General features: G+C 73.3%; 12 protein-coding genes. 4 read left to right on the forward strand and 8 right to left on the reverse strand.

From position 1 onward, the window contains the following. Positions 1-30: 30 nt before the first annotated feature. On the reverse strand, positions 31-1,836 hold the full coding sequence (locus IEZ01_RS01705; RefSeq protein WP_189199454.1) for an AfsR/SARP family transcriptional regulator: 1,806 nt from the start codon (positions 1,834-1,836) through the stop codon (positions 31-33). Positions 1,837-2,101: 265 nt separating this feature from the next. Next, entirely contained in the window at positions 2,102-3,697 is a 1,596-nt protein-coding gene (locus IEZ01_RS01710; RefSeq protein WP_189199456.1) for an extracellular catalytic domain type 2 short-chain-length polyhydroxyalkanoate depolymerase, read from the reverse strand. 255 nt (positions 3,698-3,952) lie between these two features. Here IEZ01_RS01710 and lgoX point away from each other — a divergent pair, with 255 nt between their 5' ends. Beyond that, positions 3,953-5,896: an L-glutamate oxidase LgoX gene (lgoX, locus tag IEZ01_RS01715; RefSeq protein ID WP_019891001.1), complete on the forward strand. Its 1,944-nt coding sequence runs from the start codon at positions 3,953-3,955 to the stop codon at positions 5,894-5,896. A 22-nt stretch (positions 5,897-5,918) separates the two neighbouring features. Here the strand turns inward: lgoX and IEZ01_RS01720 are convergent, their stop codons facing one another. From IEZ01_RS01720 to IEZ01_RS01745, 6 genes are all read right to left on the reverse strand, one after another. After that, positions 5,919-6,308, reverse strand: a complete 390-nt coding sequence (locus IEZ01_RS01720; RefSeq protein ID WP_028798208.1) for a PaaI family thioesterase — start codon at positions 6,306-6,308, stop codon at positions 5,919-5,921. A gap of 54 nt (positions 6,309-6,362) precedes the next feature. Further along, complete coding sequence (locus IEZ01_RS01725) at positions 6,363-7,058, reverse strand: 4'-phosphopantetheinyl transferase family protein (protein WP_019891003.1); 696 nt, start codon at positions 7,056-7,058, stop codon at positions 6,363-6,365. A 77-nt stretch (positions 7,059-7,135) separates the two neighbouring features. After that, a complete protein-coding gene (locus IEZ01_RS01730) occupies positions 7,136-7,879 on the reverse strand; it encodes a beta-ketoacyl-[acyl-carrier-protein] synthase family protein (RefSeq protein WP_019891004.1) in 744 nt (247 codons plus the stop codon). Then, entirely contained in the window at positions 7,876-9,117 is a 1,242-nt protein-coding gene (locus IEZ01_RS01735; protein ID WP_019891006.1) for a beta-ketoacyl-[acyl-carrier-protein] synthase family protein, read from the reverse strand. The genes IEZ01_RS01730 and IEZ01_RS01735 overlap by 4 nt, the downstream gene beginning before the upstream one ends. Positions 9,118-9,119: 2 nt before the next feature. After that, positions 9,120-10,394 (reverse strand): MFS transporter, encoded by a 1,275-nt coding sequence (locus tag IEZ01_RS01740; protein ID WP_019891007.1) that lies wholly within the window; start codon positions 10,392-10,394, stop codon positions 9,120-9,122. A 493-nt stretch (positions 10,395-10,887) separates the two neighbouring features. Further along, positions 10,888-12,588, reverse strand: a complete 1,701-nt coding sequence (locus IEZ01_RS01745; protein ID WP_040875232.1) for a class I adenylate-forming enzyme family protein — start codon at positions 12,586-12,588, stop codon at positions 10,888-10,890. 568 nt (positions 12,589-13,156) lie between these two features. Here IEZ01_RS01745 and IEZ01_RS01750 point away from each other — a divergent pair. The 3 genes from IEZ01_RS01750 to IEZ01_RS01760 are packed head-to-tail and all read left to right on the forward strand — an operon-like array spanning position 13,157 to position 17,186. Beyond that, a complete protein-coding gene (locus tag IEZ01_RS01750; RefSeq protein ID WP_267907242.1) occupies positions 13,157-14,932 on the forward strand; it encodes an AMP-binding protein in 1,776 nt (591 codons plus the stop codon). Further along, complete coding sequence (locus tag IEZ01_RS01755) at positions 14,929-16,065, forward strand: beta-ketoacyl synthase N-terminal-like domain-containing protein (RefSeq protein ID WP_019891011.1); 1,137 nt, start codon at positions 14,929-14,931, stop codon at positions 16,063-16,065. The genes IEZ01_RS01750 and IEZ01_RS01755 overlap by 4 nt, the downstream gene beginning before the upstream one ends. Further along, complete coding sequence (locus IEZ01_RS01760; protein WP_019891013.1) at positions 16,062-17,186, forward strand: beta-ketoacyl synthase N-terminal-like domain-containing protein; 1,125 nt, start codon at positions 16,062-16,064, stop codon at positions 17,184-17,186. The genes IEZ01_RS01755 and IEZ01_RS01760 overlap by 4 nt, the downstream gene beginning before the upstream one ends. The last annotated feature ends 16 nt before the right edge of the window (positions 17,187-17,202 follow it).

The following is a 17,202-nucleotide window of genomic DNA, read 5'->3' on the forward strand; positions in this document are numbered from 1 at the left end:
AGGGGATGAAGCAGTGAGGGAGGGAGGGCGTCAGTGGAGGGACACGGCGGCGGCCGTGTGGTGGGCACGGACATGCCAACGCGCGTAGACACGGAGGAAGTCGTGCATCCGGTAGAGGCCGGGCGGCCCGTCCTCGAGCATTCCGGTCTCGACCAGCTGCTCCAGCACGTGCCCCGACCCGTCGTCCCGCGCGGCGAGCGGGCCGCGCGCGGTGTCGGTGTCCGCACCGGCCAGCCGGAGGAAGGCGTCCCGCAGCTCGGGCGTGAGCCGTGTCAGGGCCTGGCCGAACACCTCGGGCACCGACAGCCGGGGATCCTCGGCGAGCGCGAGACGGCCGACCGGATCCTCGGCCAGCCAGGCGGCGCAGTCGGCGGCGGAGAGGCGGGGGCGGGTGAGCAGCCGGCCGGCCGCGATCCGCAGGGCAAGGGGGAAATGGCCGCAGACGGTGGCGAGTTCGCGGGTCGCGGGGCAGTCCTGTGCGATGCGGTCGGCGCCGACGAGCCCGGCGAGCAGGGCGTGGGCCTCGGCGGGCCGCAGCACGTCCAGCCGGTGCACGGCCCCGCCGTGGGTGGCGACGACGGCGGCCAGGCCGCGCCGGCTGGTCACGAGTACGGCCGCGTCGCCGAGGTCCGGCAGGAGCGGCAGTGTCTGCCAGGCTCCGGCCGCGTCGTCCAGGACGAGCAGCCGGCGTCCCGTGCCCGCCGGGGGCAGGGCTGCCCGGGCCTCGTCGACCGTCAGGGGTGTGCCGTCGGGGCGGGTGAGCGGGAGGGTGAACACCCCGGCGGGGAAGGCGTGCTGGATGTCGTGGGCGGTCTGGTGGGCCAGGGCGGATTTGCCGATGCCTGGCGCGCCGGAGATCACCACCACGCGGGGGCCGGTCTCCGAGGTCAACCGGGCGGCGATCGCGGCGCGTTCGGTTTCACGCCCGGCGAAGCCGGGGACGGACGGCAGCGCTGGCGGCAGGGGCGGAGCGCCGGAGGGAGACGCCGGTGCGGGCCGTACGGGCGCCGGAGTGGCGCTGGTCAGGGCGGCGGACGGGGTGGCGGCCGGGGGTAAGGCGGCGGGCCGGGCTGCGGCGAGGGGTAAGGCGGCGGTTCGTGCGGGCGCGGTCGCGGGGCCGCCGAGGTCCTCGGCCCGCAGGATCGCCAGCTCCAGCCGGCGCAGACCGGGGCCGGGGTCTATCCCCAGCTCGTCGCGGAGCCGGTCCCGTACGGTCCGGTACTCGGCCAGCGCCTCCGCCTGCCGCCCGGTGCGGTAGAGGGCCTCGATGAGCTGTTCCGTGAACCGCTCGCGGACGGGGGCGCTGCGGGCGCTCTCGTAGAGGTCGACCAGGACCTGATGGCAGTTTCCGGCGGCGAGTTCGAGATCGCAGACCCGCTCAAGCACGCGTAAACGTTCCTGCTCCAGCATGGGTACGGCGTCGCGGTGCAGCAGCCGGGAGGCCACGTTAGCCAGCAGCGGGCCGCGCCACAGGGCGAGCGACTCCCGGAGCCGGTACAGCTCCTCCGCGGCATCGGTGGCGGAGGAGGCCAGTTCGACCAGGGACCGGAACTGCGCCAGATCGAGGGTCCCGGGGCCGTTGGGCATCCGGTAGCCGCCAGGGACGGCCTCGATGGTGGTGGCAGATATGTCGTACGCGGCGAACAGCCGGCGCAGCCGCAGCACACAAGTCTGCAGCGATGCCCGCGCCGTGGCGGGCGGTTCCTCGTCCCAGACGGCACGCATCAGATAGCCGGTGGAGACGACGGCTCCGGGATGCAGCAGCAGGGCTGCGAGCAGGCTGGTCGGTTTGGAGGGTTTGAGAACCGCGGATTCCGGGCCCCGCGCAATACTCAAAGGCCCCAGGAGTTGGAACCGGATGGCTGATCCCCCGAATCGCTACGCGTTCTCATGCGGAGAGGCCGTGAGGAGTCACCCTCGGGCGGCGAATGAAGGGAACCATACATAAAGGAAGTTGCATAAGTCGAGCCATGAGTTCCTTAATTCGTGGGCGGGGGAGGGGTGTTCCTTCTCTGTCACACGGCCGTTTCTGTTGGTTACCTTCGATCCAGTGAATGTTCACGCGTAAACGAATTGCCTCGGTCGCATCGGCGACCCGGGGCTACTCATACTCGACGGTCAGCGTCACCGGAGCGTCTTTGTTCGCGAACAGATACGCCGTCGACGTCTGGCCCTGGGCGAAACGCAGCCGGATCTGCGTCGTGCCCAGGCGGTTGATCGCAGCGAGTCCGGCCGGCGACAGATCCGTGGAGGACGCGGCGCCCGTGGTGAACGCCGGGACCTCGGCCGCCCCGGCCGCGCTCACGGGCGCGGACCAGTCGGCCGGTTCGACGGCGCAGCCGCCGAGGCAGCCCTGGTGGACGTCGACCAGCAGCCGGTTGCCCGCCGGGCTCGCCCAGGGATCGCCGGACCCGCTGCTCCTGGTCACGGTCAGATAGGCGCGGGTGATCTTCTTGTCCGCCGGGACGGCCGAGGTGTCGAAGGACAGCACCGCCCGGTTGAACTTCCCGTCGGTGCCCCGCCCGAGGGCCAGGCCGTAGCTCGCCTCAAGGGTGCCGACGGCCGCGGCGGTCCCGTCGCCGGCGGCCTTGACGTAGCCGTCCTCGGCGGCGGCGCTGCGCAGCGTCGTACCGCCCGGCGGCGGCGTCCCGCCGCCCCCGCCGAGGGCGCGCACCATGTTCACGATGGTGTCGAGCTGCCGGCCGCCGTGCCGCGCGTACGAGGTGTCGCCCAGATAACCCCACCAGTTCCAGCAGCCGTTGGGGTTGTCCAGGGTGGCGGTCGCGACGGCCTGCGGATAGAGCACGATCAGCCGGTTGGTGTCGGCGTACTCGTTGAGATACGCCTGGTCGATGAACCGGGTGCCGAAGCCCTGGTACGAATACCCCTGCTTGCAGCCGTGCAGCGCCACGACCACACTGCACACGGCGCCGTCCTCGCAGGCCGTCGGCGTGTACACGAAGCCCTTGTCGTCCATCGAGATCGGCCCGGCGGCGCCGCCGGGCGCGTACGCGTTCTGGTCGAACTGGACCAGCCTGCCTCCCGGAGCGCTCGCGGGGGCCGCCACCGAGCCCAGCAGATGCCCCAGGAACTCCCGCTCCGGGTCGATGCCGCAGTTGTTCATCCACGGGCTGCGGGTGACGCCACAGGAGTTCGCGCCGAGCGGGCTGATCCAGGCGTGGCCCGCGGCGGTGGCCTGGTTGTGCAGGACGCGTGCGCCGAAGCGTCCGTAGTAGTCCCGCAGCGCCCCGACCACCGGGCGCTCGACCGTCGAGTCGGCGGAGCCGCTGAAGGTGTACACCGGGTCGCCGGACAACCCCGCCACGTCGTCGATCAGACCCCGCGCCGACCAGTCCCTCGTCGTCTGTTCCAAGCGGCTCAGCTGGAGGTCCTGGCTCACCTCCATACAGGCGTTCAGAGCCCTGTTCAGGTCGTTCTGCGCGCAGTTGTACGGCCCCGAGGCGAACACGGCCGACCCGTCGAACGTCTGTGAGTGGGCGACATGGAGCTGGGTCGCCATGTAGCCGCCCGAGGACACCCCGGCGCTGAAGACCCGGTCGACGTTGTACGGCCTCAGCTCGCCCGCCACAGGCGCGGGCGCGGCCGCCACCGCCGGCGAGGGCAGCGCCTGCCCTGCGGCGACGAGCAGCAGCAGCGCGGCCAGCCGGCCGAACCGGGCGACGGGCGACGATCTCATCGGTCCTCCTGGGGAAGTGGGTTTCCGGGAGGTTAGGTGGGCGTGAGGGCGCCGCCTATGGGGCCCGCCGCCACAAAGGGGGCCGCGGAAGTGGCCGTACGACGGCTGGCGAGTCAACCGCCCCGGTGAGGCGGCGGCTTCGCTGCGCACAAGGTCAACTCGGCGATCTCGTCGACCCACTCCATGGAGTGGTGTTCGCCCGGTCTACGCGCGTCCGGTGATCAAGGTCCATCACCGGGGCCCGAAGGTGACGTCGTGACCTTGGAACATACCTCCATCGAGCGGACCGCCGACTCTCCGGCCCGCCGCACCCTGCTCCTGTCCGCCGGCGCCGGTGCGCTCGCCGCCGCCGGCACCGGCGCCCTCACCACCGGCTCCGCCGCCGCGCCCGCCGTTCTGCCGGCAGGCGCGCCCTCCGCCGACTGGGACACCTGCCTGTCGGTGGCCCGCGCGGTCCTCGTCAGGGACGGCAACGACGAGCCGCTGGTGCCCCGATACCGCGACATCCTCCTCGAATCGGGGCTGCCGCGGTCCGGCCGGAGCCCCAGGAAGGTGCTGATCGTCGGCGCCGGCCCGGCCGGCCTGACCGCCGCCCACCTGCTGCGCGAGGCCGGGCACCACGTCACCGTCATCGAGGCCAACGGCAACCGCGTCGGCGGCCGGATCAAGACCTTCCGGGCAGGCGGCCACGAGAAGGCGCGGGCCCCCTTCGCCGATCCGAAGCAGTACGCCGAGGCCGGGGCCATGCGGATCCCCGACAGCCACCCCCTGGTGACCGGTCTCATCGACGGCCTCGGCCTGAAGCGCCGCCCCTTCCACCTCGTCGACGTGGACGCCGACGCACGTCCCGCGTACCGGACCTGGCTCCTGGTCAACGGCGTCCGCACGCGCCGCGCCGACTACGCCCGCGACCCGCGCGCCGTCAACCGCTCCTTCGCCGTCCCGGCCCGCTACGAGACCGTCCCCGCCGGCGAGATCCTGCGCACCGCGCTCGCGCCCGTCCGCAAGGAGATCGACGGCAAGGACGGCCGGGCGCTGGTCGAGGGCTGGGCGCGGGTGATCCAGCGTTACGGCCACATGTCGATGTACCGCTACCTCATGGACGAGGCCCGCCTCGACGAGCACACGGTCGACCTGATCGGCACCGTCGAGAACCTCACCTCCCGCCTCCACCTCACCTTCCTGCACTCGTTCATTTCCACCGCGCTCATCAGCCCGGGCACCTCCTTCTTCGAGCTGCCCGGCGGCAGCGGCACCCTCGTCGACGCGATGTACGACCGGGTGAAGGACCTGGTCCGGCTCGACCGCCGGGCCACCCGCATCACTCAGGACCGGCGGAAGGGAACGGTCACGGTCGAGACGGTCTCCGAAGGCAGGAACGGCCGCCGGGTCGTCCGGGAGACCTTTACCGGCGACACCGCGATCGTCACCGTCCCCTTCTCCGGCCTGCGCCACATCCCCATGACCCCCGCGCTCTCCTACGGCAAGCGGCGCGCGGTGACCGAGCTCCACTACGACGCGGCCACCAAGGTGCTCCTCGAATTCAGCCGCCGCTGGTGGGAGTTCGACGAGGCGGACTGGAAGCGGGAGCTGGAGGCCGTACGCAAGGGCCTGTACGCCGACTACCGCTTCGGGCGCACCCCCGCCGACGGCTCACTGCTCGGCGCCCACCCCTCCGTACCGCGCGGGCACGTCACCCCGGCGCAGCGGGCGCACTACGCGGCCTGCCGTCCGGACGGCCGCGACCAGCCCGAGGCCAGCCGGGTCGTCGGCGGCGGATCGGCCACCGACAACCCCAACCGTTTCATGTACCAGCCGTCGCACCCCGTGAAGGGCGCCCGCGGCGGGGTGATGCTCGCCTCCTACAGCTGGTCCGACGACGCCCTGAAATGGGACGCCTTCGACGACGCCGAGCGCTACCCCCGGGCGCTGGCCGGGCTCCAGGAGGTGTACGGGCAACGCATCGAGGTGTTCTACACCGGTGTCGGCGCGACCCAGTCCTGGATGCGCGACCCGTACGCCTACGGTGAGGCGTCCGTCCTGCTGCCGGGCCAGCACACCGAACTCTTCCCGCACATCCAGCGCCCCGAGGGCCTGCTCCACTTCGCGGGCTGCCACACCTCCGTCAAGCCCGCCTGGATCGAGGGCGCCCTGGAGTCGGCGGTCCGCACGGCCCTGGAAGTCCATCTGGCCGACTGACGTCTCCTGAACGAGGCCCGGCTCAGCGGCTGGTGATGATGCAGGTGAGCCGGGCCGAACAGGTCAGGTTCTCCTGCTCGTCGCTGATCGCGATCTCGTACGTCGCCACCCGTGAACCCCGGTGCAGCGGCGTACAGACGCCGGTCACGAGGCCCGAGCGGGCCGGCCGGTGGTGGGTGCAGGACAGTTCCAGACCCGCCACCGCCCCCTTCGGAGCCGCGTGCAGACTGGCCGCGACCGAGCCCAGCGTCTCCGCGAGCACGGCGTTGGCGCCGCCGTGCAGCCAGCCGAAGGGCTGCTGGTTGCCCTCCACGGGCATGGTGCCCACCAGGCGTTCCGGGTCCCACGAGACGATCTCGATGCCCATGCGGAAGGCCAGCTGCTTGTCGGCCAGATGCGGCGGCACGGTCATCAGCCGGGGCGTCGTACCGTCCGCGGGCGCGGGGGTGGTGTCCATGGGTGCCTCCTAGGCGGCGGGGGTCCGGGCCGGTGACGGCGGCCGGGAAAGGGGCAGGGTGGTGTCGCCGGGGCCGAACCACGGCTCGTGGTGCGCGGGCAGCGCCAGGGCCGCCGCGCAGTGGGGGCCGGCGGGCAGATCGCACACCGACCAGAGGGTGACGGGGCAGCCGTCCACGGCGTGCTCCACGACCGCGGAGGGGAGCCACGGCCGGGTCTCCAGCTCCCGCAGATCGGCTTCGATGCCGATCCCGCTCGCCTTGACGACGGCCTCCTTCCGGGTCCAGCAGCGTATGAACGCCCGCCCGCGAGCGGCCGGTTCGAGCCCGGCCAGATGGTCCCGTTCGCTCACGCTCAGCACCGCCGCGCCGAGGCGGGACACGTCGAGGCCGGCCGTGTCGAGGGGCCGCAGCCGCTCGACGTCGACGCCGATCCGTACGCCGTCGGTGGCCGCGAACAGCCAGTACGGACCGGACCGGGACAGGCTCGACTCCCAGGACGTACGGGGGTGTTCGACGACCGGGCGGCCGTGACCGGGCCGTCCGCAGCCGGGGCAGGGCCGCCTGCCGAACCGGATCAGCTCGGGTGAGCCGCGCAGTTGCTCCGCGAGACAGCGGCGGGCGGCGGCGTGGGCGGCCGCGTAGGCGGCGCCCCGGTCCGGCTGCCGGAAGCGGCCGGCCCGGGCCCGCTCCTCGGCGGTGAGCACGGCGAGATCCCCGGGCACAGGGCCGCCCGTGGCACACCCTGCCCGCAGGAGGACCCGCTGCCGCGCCGCCCTCACGGTCACGGGGCCGCGCCGGCGTGGGTCTCGGCGGCCACCACCAGTGGCACGAGCCAGCCGAAGGCCTCGGCCCAGGCGCCCGGCACGGGCCGCCCGAGGACTGGCCGTCCGAGCACCGGCCCCTCGCCGCCGGTGGCGCGCCGCAGCAGCAGACCGACCGCGACGTCGCCGGCGGGCAGCGCGTCCGGGCCGGAAGCCGGCCCCGACGACAGCGTGGTGTGCACCCAGTCGGCCCGCTCGTTCGGGGCGCACTCGACGCCCACGAGGAGAAGCCGGTCCACGTCGCCGGAGCCGAGGACGGCCTCGGCCATGGCCAGTGCCTCGGAGGCGAGAGCCGTGGTGCCCGAGACGCAGCTCACCGGTCCCGTGATCCCGTACACCTTCGCCACATGTCCGAGGACGGAGGTGGTCACCGACTGGAAGAACAGCAGCGGATTGTGCACCTGCCCGTCCATCACACGCTGCGTGGACGTGTCGGTGGTCGTGGTGTCGCCGAACTGGGTCGCGAGCACGATCCCGGTCCGCTCCCCGGCCGGCGCGTCCGGGGAGCCGGTGGCCGCGAAGGCGTCTGGCGCGCCGAGGCAGGAGGCGGCGACGGCGTGCACCAGCGGGCTGAAGCGGGAGCCGACGAACCCACGGACCTTGGGCAGGTTCACCCCCGCGGCACCGGGCAGTCCTTCGGCGGCCTCGCCCCACGGGGTGAGCACCGCGGCCGCGGCCGGCGCGAGGGAAGCGGTCGTCGTCATACGGTCGGCTCCTCGCGGTCGTTCGGCTCCCCGCCGTCGGTCGGTCGGGCCCGCTCCAGGACCAGCGCCGCGTTGACCCCGCCGAAGGCCGCGTTGAGGGAGAGGGCGTACGTGACGGAGGCCGGGCGGGCGGTGTCGGGGATGTGGTCCAGGGCGCACGCGGGGTCGGGCTCCCGCATTCCGAGCGTGGGGGGCAGCAGCCCGTCCTGGAGGGCCAGCAGGGTGATCACCGCCTCCACTCCTCCGGTCGCCTCCAGCATGTGCCCGGTGCTGCCCTTGGTGGAGCTGACCGGCACCCGGCTCACGTGCTCCCCGAAGACGGTGCGCAGCGCGGACGTCTCGGCCACGTCGCCCAGGGGCGTACCGGTGCCGTGCGCGTTCACGTAGCCGATCCGCTCCGGCGCGAGTCCCGCCCGCCGCAGCGCGATGCGCGCCGCCGCGGCGAGCCCGGCTCCCTGGGGGTGCGGCTGGACGACGTGGTGGGCGTCCGAGGCCATGCCCCAGCCGGCGACCCGGCCCAGGATCCGCGCCCCGCGCGCCGCGGCGAGGGCCGCCGACTCCAGGACGAGTACGGCCGCGCCGTCGCCCTGGAGGAGCCCGGAGCGGTCCGCGGAGAACGGGCGTACGGCCGCCTCCTGGGTGAGCGCCTTGCCCGAGTCGAACCGGGCGAAGACGTCCTCGGTGACCATTGACGCGCCGCCGCACACGACGGTCGTCGCCGCGCCGCTGTGGATCAACCGCGCCGCGTGCGCGATGGCGTTGGTCGCGGCGACACAGGCGTTGACGAAGGCGAGCCGGGGTCCGCGGAGTCCGAGGTCCTCGGCGATCCGCTGAGGGATGCGGCCCGCCAGGCTGTCGAGGCTCCGTACGGCGCCGGGGGCCCGGCCGGCCCGCCGGTCCTCCCAGAAGCGCCGCCCGGTGGAGTGGTCGCCGTTGGTGCCGATGAGCACGGGCGCGTCGACGGCGTCGGTGCCGGCCATCTCCAGGGCCGCCCTGGCGCAGGCGAGCAGCACCTCGCTCTGTCCCGGCGTGCTGCCGGGCCCCACGGACACACCCGGGATCCCGGGCCCCTCGCCGGTGTACTCCGCCGCGTACGTCGCGTGGAAGGGCGCGGTGTCGAAGCGGGTGACCGGACGGAACGCGCTCCGGCCCGCGAACACCCCCTCCCGCAGGGCCCGCGCGCCGAATCCGAAGCCGGTGAAGACGCCGTAGCCGGTGATCGCTACTTCGTGGGCCATGGTCAGCGGGTCGCTTCCTCGGCCGGCGCGGCGGGCGAGGCGCTCGTCGCGGGTGCGGCCGGGGCCGGGTCCGTGGTGTTCCTGGCCCTGGCGGAGAGGCAGACCACGGCGATCGCCAGCAGCTGGAGCGCCACGGAGGTGGCCATCAGCCAGGTCGCGCCGTGGCTCAGCGCCATGCCGCCGGCCAGACCGCCCACGGCCTGACCGGCGTAGACGGCCGAGCCGTTGAGTGAGAGGGCGACCGGGCCGCGCGGTCCGGCCGTGACGATGAGCCGCTTCTGCTGCGCCGGGTTGATGACCCAGCCGATCAGACCCCACAGGGCGATCAGGACGTACAGCAGCACCCCGCTCACGGCGGTGCCGGAGGGGCCCGCCCACGCGAAGAGGGTCAACAGGCCGAGGACGACGGCCATCAGGGCCGAGGCGAGCATGGCGACGCGCTGCGGCGGATACGTGTCGATGAGCCAGCCGGCCGCCATGTTGGACAGCACGCCGCACAGGCCGTAGAGGAGATAGACCCAGGAGACGGCGCCCTCACCGATGCCCGCGGTCCGCTCGGCGAACCAGGGGATGTAGGCGTAGAGGGTGAACATGCTGCAGTAGGTCAGCATGCTCCCGAGCAGGATGGCCGGGATGCCGGGCAGCTTCGCGGCCCTGGCCCGGTCGGCCAGCGTGGCGATGTTGGCGGCCGGGGTCGGCGGCAGCGCCCGGGCCAGGCCGACGAGGGCGACCAGGCTGAGGACGGCGACCAGCACGAAGGTGGCGCGCCAGTTGGCGACGTGCCCGACGAGGGTGCCGATCGGGACACCGAGGGCGCTGGCGAGGGTGAGGCCGCCGAGCACGGTCGTCAGCGCCCGGCCGCGTTCCTCCGGCGCGGCCACCGCCGCGGCACTGGCCGAGGCGGCCGGCATGAACAGGGCGGCGGACAGCGCCGCGAGGACCCGCGCGGCCATCAGCACCGTGTAGTTCGGGGCGACGGCCGCAAGCACGTTGGCCGCGACGAAACCGGCGAGAGCGATCGTGATGACCCTTCCCCGGTCGAGGCTGCCGGTGGCGACGGCGAGGAAGGGCGCGCCCAGGGCGTAGACGCCCGCGAAGACGGTGATCAGCAGGCCCGCCGTCTCCAGGGACACCCCGAGGCTCTGTCCCATGGCGGGCAGGACCCCACTGATCACGAAGGCGTCCGTGCCCAGGGCGAAGGCCCCGAGCGTCATCAGCAGGATCGGCTTGCGAGCCGCTCCGCTGGGCAGGGTGGCGGTGATGGCTGGGACGCGCATGATGGCGGTCTGATCCTCCAGGTAGCGAGGCGGCCGACGGACGCGGCGCGTCCGCCGGGGCTTTCTGGGAACCCGCCCGGACGGCCGTCGAGCCGTACGGGCGGCGCGGGGGCGTTACGGGCGGGGTTTCGACCGCTGCCCGTGGCGCCACCACGATCCGCGGACCGGCCGGGTGACGGACGGCGCGGCCACGGTGGTGCGGCGCGACCCGGCCAGCGCCGGTGCGCCACGATCCGGCCGACGGCCGGGTGTCTTGCGAGCGGCACGTCAGCGCCGCGGCCGGCACGCGGCCGGCACGTCGGCGTCGGCGTGCCGCCTTCCGGTCAGCGGCCGGGGGGCCGGCCCGGGCGCGCGCCTCCGGCCGCAGGGCGTACGGCAGGCTGCCGCCTTCGCGGGCCGGGCGCTCGGCACGTGGCCGGCGGCCGCGGTCCGCACCGGGCCGGCCGGCACGGCTCCCGACCCGGTCGGCGAGCGGCGCGGCCCGGGTGGCGGCTCAGGCCGGCGGGCTCGACGCGAGACCGGGGGCGGTCAGCTTTCCGGGCGGGGCGGACGCCACGTAGGTGGGCAGGTCGGCGTACCTGTCCCGCAGTTGACGCTTGAGCGTCTTCTCGGTAGGCCCCACCGGAATGTCCTCGTCGCTGGTGGCGATCTCCAGGACGGCGAGCTCCGGCTGGCCGATGCCGGCCAGCGCCGCGTTGGCGAGCTTCAGCAGCTCCTCGGCGTCGGCGCCGTCGGCGTACGGCCGCACGACACCGACCGGTACGGTCCGCCCGCCGTCGAGGCCGGCGACGACCGCGCAGTCGGCGATCTGGGGCACGTGCAGCAGCAGCGCCTCCTCCATCAGGACGGAGTAGCCGTCGCCCTCGGCGGTACGGATCCGGTCGACCACCCGGTCGACGTGGAAGAACTCGCCCTCCGCGTCCCTGCGGGCGAGGTCCCCGGTCAGCCGGTAGGTGCCCAGCCGGCTGCGGTAGTACGTGTCGGAGTCGTTCCAGTAGCCGGGGGAGACCGAGCCGCCGCGCACCGCCAGGAGGCCGGTCTCGTCCGGGGCCGCCTCGGTGCCGTCCTCGCGCAGCACGGTCACGTCGGCGATCGGCACGGGGCGGCCGATGTGCCGGGCGCGGGCGGGGGAGTCCTGGGTGATGACGCGGCGCAGCGGGCCCCAGCCGAGCTCGGACGCGCCGAGCGAGTCACCGAAGACCGAGCCCGGCACGCGCTTCCCGTCCCGGGTGTGGTGGCCCAGGGCGGTCAGGGTCCGTACGTGCGGATCGTGCGCCGAGTCACCGGTGTTGAGCCAGTACTCCACCGACGCGAAGTCCGCCGGGTCGGGCTCGGAGGTGGCGAGCGCGGCGAACGTCGGATGGAACGCCATGATCGTGGTGGGCCGGTAGGTGGCGGTGGCGCGGGCGACGCTCGCGGGGCTGCGGTCGGTGAGCGTGACCAGCGGAAGGCCCGCGAGCAGGGCGTAGAAGGTGAACGCGATGGCCCCCGAGTGGGACTGCGCCACGGCCGAGAGCATCACCGAGTTCTCCGGCTCGGGGTGGACCGAGAGCCGGAAGCGGGCGCCCTCGACGCTCTGACGGTGGGTCCAGATCACCAGCTTCGGGTTGCCGGTCGTGCCCGAGGTGTGGCACAGGACCACCGGGTCGTCGTCGGCGTGCCGGTGGCGCGCCGCCTCCGGCAGCACCCGGCCCGCGAGGTCGGCGTCCGCGCGGACCCAGGACGCCCGCAGCGCGGGCAGCCCGGCCTGCCGGCCGTCCAGGAGCTCCAAGTGCGCGGCGTCCGTGTAGAGACCGACGGCGCCCGAGCGTTCGATGACGCCGAGGGCGACCTCCGGACGCATCCGGCCGTTGACGAGGACCGGTATCGCGCCGATCTGGGCCAGCGCCGTCAGGTGGACCTGGTCCTCGAAGGAATCCTCGATGTACACCGCGACCCGGTCGCGTGCCGAGATTCCCTGCGCGAGATACCAGGCCGACCAGGAATCGGCGAGCGCACACAGCTCGGCGAGGCTGAATTCATTCTGGGGGACCCCGTCCGCATTCACGACGGCGCGCTCGGAGACCAGCACGGGAAGATCGGGTGTACGGCTCGTGTCCAGAGCGGTACGCCAGGCATTACCGCCGCCAAAATTTCCCTCGAGGAGCTGATCGCGCTCCTGCTGGGTACGCAAGGTGCGTGAAGAGAAAGGCATTTGTTCACCTGTTCCGGACGATGGCGTGGCGAGAGCAGGACGCAGTGGGGGTTTTCTCCTGCAAAGCGGTCGGAAGAGGCAGAAGTTGCCGAGGGGCGACCGGTCGGGGCAAGAGCTCGAAGGACCCTAGCACCAGGTCAGAGGGAGCACCAATCTCACCGTGACGGGCCGCCCCCGAGGCTCCGTAACTCCGGTCGCGCGCCTCTCAGCTGTGGGTTTGTCATCACATGATGGCTCGTCATGTCCGACTTGGACGGCGATCGTGACGAACCGTCATCTTCATCGCGGGTGGCCGGAGAGGGCGCGGAATTCTATGCGCGTAGTGGGCTGAAAAGCACAGGTAGAAGGCGTGTGAACGTTCTGTGTCGACGTGAGCAAACCGGACAGCGGCGGGAGTCCGAAGATCGGATTCGTGTATGGTCCTGGTTGCCGCCGGTGCGTATCGGAAGGGTTGAGGAGCGGGTCCGGGATTCGGATGCGCGGCCCCTTCGGCATTCGGCTTGAGCAGACATCTGAGTCTTCTTGAAAAGGATCCTCGCTGGTGCGCGATGTAGTGCGGAACGATGCTGTGCGCGACAGACTGCGTGAAATCGTGGCATCGATTCTGGAAATGGAAGTGACCAGCATCGAATCCGATGCGTCGTTCTACGAGGACCTCGGTGTCGATTCCCTGGAGAAGGTCGAGCTGGTCGCCAGGATCGAGAGCGAGTTCGGTCTCTCGCTGACCCCGGCGGAGGCGGCCGCCGTCACCAGCGTCGACGCCGCCGTGACCGTCCTCGGCGACCGCACCGCACCGCCCGCGAGCCTCGACCTGATCGGCCGTCTGGTGGCCGGTCATGTCGGCGCCGGACACGGCGAGCGGATCAGCTACCTCGACCCCGACGTCGGAGAGGTCACCTACCGGGGCCTGTTGGATGCGGCCCGCGGATACGCCGGCGCGCTGCGGACCGCCGGTGTCGCCGAGGGCAGCCGGGCGCTGCTGGTCGCGGACGACTCCGTGGCCACCGTCGCAGCGGTCCTCGGCCTGTGGTGGCACGGCTGCGTACCCGCAGTGGTCAGCCCCCTGCTCACCGACGACGAGATCCGCTACATCGCCGACGACTGCGCCGCCGCCGTCGTCCACCTCGACGCCGCGCCCAAACGGCAGCAGGCACTTGACGCACTGTTCGCCGGACTGCCCCGGCTGACCGGCGACGACGTCCGTACCGCCCTGACCACCGGCGCCGACGGCCCCGCACACCGCCCCGACCAGGCCGGAGCCCCGGCCCGCTGGGAGCCGCGGCGTGAGGCGCTGGTGCAGTACACCTCCGGAAGCACCGGCAGGCCCAAGGGAGTCCGGCACTCCGCCGGGGCCGTCGAGGCGCTCTCCCACGGCGTCGGCGCCCTCCTGGCGCTGACCCCCGACGACACCGTGCTCTCCACCGCCCGGATGTCCTTCGGCTACGGCTTCGGCAGCTCGGTCCTCTGCCCGCTGGCGGCCGGCGCCCGCGTCGCGCTCCTGCGCGGCACGGCCGACATCCACTCCGTCACCGCCGCGCTCCAACGCCACCGCCCCACCGTGCTGTTCTCCGTACCCCGGCTGTACGCGGCGCTGCTCGACGCGGCCGAGGCGACCGCACCGCAGGGCACCGTCGCCGGCGACCGGCTGCGGCTGTGTGTCGCGGCCGGCGAGAACCTCCCCGCCGCCCTCGGCGAACGCATCCGTACCGTCTTCGACGCCGAACTGGTCAACGGACTCGGCGCCACCGAGGTCCTCTACATCGTCGTCGGCACCCTGCCGGGGCAGCCGCTGCCGGGCACCTTCGGGCTGCCGGTGCCGGGTGTCACCGCCACGGTCCGCGACAAGGACGGCACGCCCCTGGCCGGCGCCACGGAAGGCCGCCTGCACATCACCGGTCCCACCGTCGCGCTCGGCTACATCGGCCGCCCCGACGCGGCCGCCGCCACCTTCGCCGACGGCGGCGTCTACACCGGCGACGTCGTACGCCGCACCGAGGACGGCGCGTTCACCCATCTGTGCCGCGCGGACGACCTGCTCAACCTCGGCGGGTACAAGGTCGTCCCGAGCGAGATCGAGACCGTGGTCCGCCGGGCGGACGGCGTCCAGGAGTGCGTCGTGGTCGGCGGCACCGACGCCCACGGTCTCGAACAGGCCGTCCTCTACCTCGTCGCCCGCCCCGACGCCGACCCGGCCGCCGTCCGCCGCGCGGTCATGGCGTCGATCCGTACGGACCTCGCCTCCTACAAGCGCCCCGGCCGGATCGAATTCCTGGACCGCCTCCCGGTCACCTCGACCGGCAAACTCGCCGCCTTCGAACTGAGGAAGCAGGCCGCACAGCTGTGACCTGGGACATCACCGGAATGGGAGCCGTCGCCAACATCGGCGCCGACCCCCAGGAGATATTCGACGCCCTGTGCTCCGGCCGCGAGAGCCGCACGCCGCTCAAGGCGTTCGACCCCGACAAGTACCGGGCCGCATACGCCTACGAGATCGACGACCGCGCCGAGGAAGGACGCGACGAACCGCTGCGCGCCACCCGCTGGCTCGCCACCGCGGTGCGTCAGGCGCTCGCCGACGCGGGCCTGGACGAGGACCTCTCGGAGATCCCCGTCCTGGTGGGCACCACCATGCGCGAACAGCGCAGCAGCGAGCTGTGGTGGCGCGACGGCGCCCAGGTCGGCCTCGCCGACCTGCACTTCGGCACCCACCTGAAGAACACCTTCGGGCCGAGCGCCAGTTACACCTTCGCCAACGCCTGCTCCGCCACGCTCTACGCCCTCGGCATGGCCACCGACATGATCGAGCTCGGCGTGGCGGACACCGTCGTCGTCGCCGGCACCGACTCCGCGACCGAGAGCGCCTTCGGCACCCTCGACCGGGTCCAGAACGACACCCCCGACGCGCTGCGCCCCTTCGACACCTCGCACAAGGGCATGCTCATGGGCGAGGGCGCCGTGGCCGTCGTCGTCCAGCGCGCCGGTACCGGCCGCGGCCCGGTCCACGCCCGCATCCGCGGCGTCGCCATGAACTGCGACGCCCACCACGCCACCGCACCCGACCCGGACGGCATCACCCTGGCCGTGCGCGACGCCCACAGGCGGGCCGGGGTGCGCCCGGAGGACATCGATCTTGTGATGCTGCACGGCAGCGGCACCCCCCGCAACGACGCGACCGAATCGGGCGTTCTCGGCGCGGTGTTCGCGGACAGCGGCCCCGGCCCCCTGATGACGGCGATCAAGTCCATGACCGGTCACACCCTCGGCGGCTCGGGACTGCTCAGCCTCGTCATGGCGACGCTCGCCATGCGCCAGGGCGTCGTACCGCCGGTGCTCGGACTCACCGACCCCATCCCACAGGCCGCCGGACTCCGCCTGGTCCAGGGGCGGCCGGCCGCCGCCGAGCTGAACATCGCGCAGATCGACGCCTTCGGCTTCGGAGGGATCAACGCCGTGGCGATTGTGGAGGCCGCACGATGAACACGACCAGCCCCGAGGCTGCCGCCGGTCCGGTGGGGATGTCCCGCACGCAGGACGCCGGTCCGATGGGGATGCCCAGCAGCCAGACCACCGCCGGTCCGATGCGGACGCCCCGTCCCCAGGACGCCGGTCCGATGGAGACGCCCCGCCCCCACGACGGCGACGGCACCGGCCAGCCGCCCCGTACGGTCGTCGTCACCGGCGTCGGCCTCGCCCTGCCCGGCGTACGCAAGCCCGCCGACCTGCTCGGCCCGCTCCCCGCCGACGGCGGCTTCGACCCGGCCACCGGCCTCACCGGCCGCGAGATGCGCCACAAGGACCGTGCCTCCCGGCTCGCGCTGCGCGCCACCGAACCCGCGCTGCGCGACGCCGGCCTGCTCGACGACGACGCCCGCTTCCTCGGCGCGGCCGACACGACCGCCGTCGTCGTCAGCTCCAACCTCGGGAGCCTCGACACCGTCTGCGAGTTCACCGACACCATCGCCCGCTCCGGCGTGGGCGCCCTCAGCCCGCTCGGCCTCCCGCAGACCTCCAGCAACGTCGTGGCCGGCTGGGTGGCGATCCGCCACGCCCTGCGCGGCCCCAACCTCACCGTCTGCAACGGCGCCACCAGCGGCCTGGACGCGCTCTACTGGGCGCGGAACCTGATCGCCGCCGGGCGCGCCGAGACGGCCGTGGTCGTCGGCGTCGAACCGTCCGGCGACGCCGTGACCAAGCTCCTCGGCGAGCAGACCACCGACGCGGCGGTCGCCGTCGTCCTGGAGTCCGCAGCGGGCGCCGCGGCCCGCGGCGCCCGGCCCCGCGCCACCTTCGGCGGCTACGCCCGCACCCGGGACCTGCCGAGCGCGCTGACCGCGGCCGGAACGGCCGAGGCCGCCCCGGTCGGGCTGTGGCTGACCGGCCCGGACCTTGGGCAGCCGCCGGCCGGCGTGCCCGCCGGTGCGCGGCGGGTCGATCTGGAGGCCGGGCTCGGCCCGCTCTCCGGCACCCTCGGCGTCCTGCAGTGTGCCGCCGCGGTCGCCCACCTGGACGGCGGCGGCGAAGGAAGCGTCCTCGCCACCACCGGCGGTCCGGGCCACGACGCCACCGCCGCCCTGCTGCTGAGGCGCTCGGACGCCTGACGCCGATGGCCGGTGC

It is taken from the genome of Streptomyces purpureus, from assembly GCF_014648195.1.
Classification (GTDB): domain Bacteria; phylum Actinomycetota; class Actinomycetes; order Streptomycetales; family Streptomycetaceae; genus Streptomyces; species Streptomyces purpureus.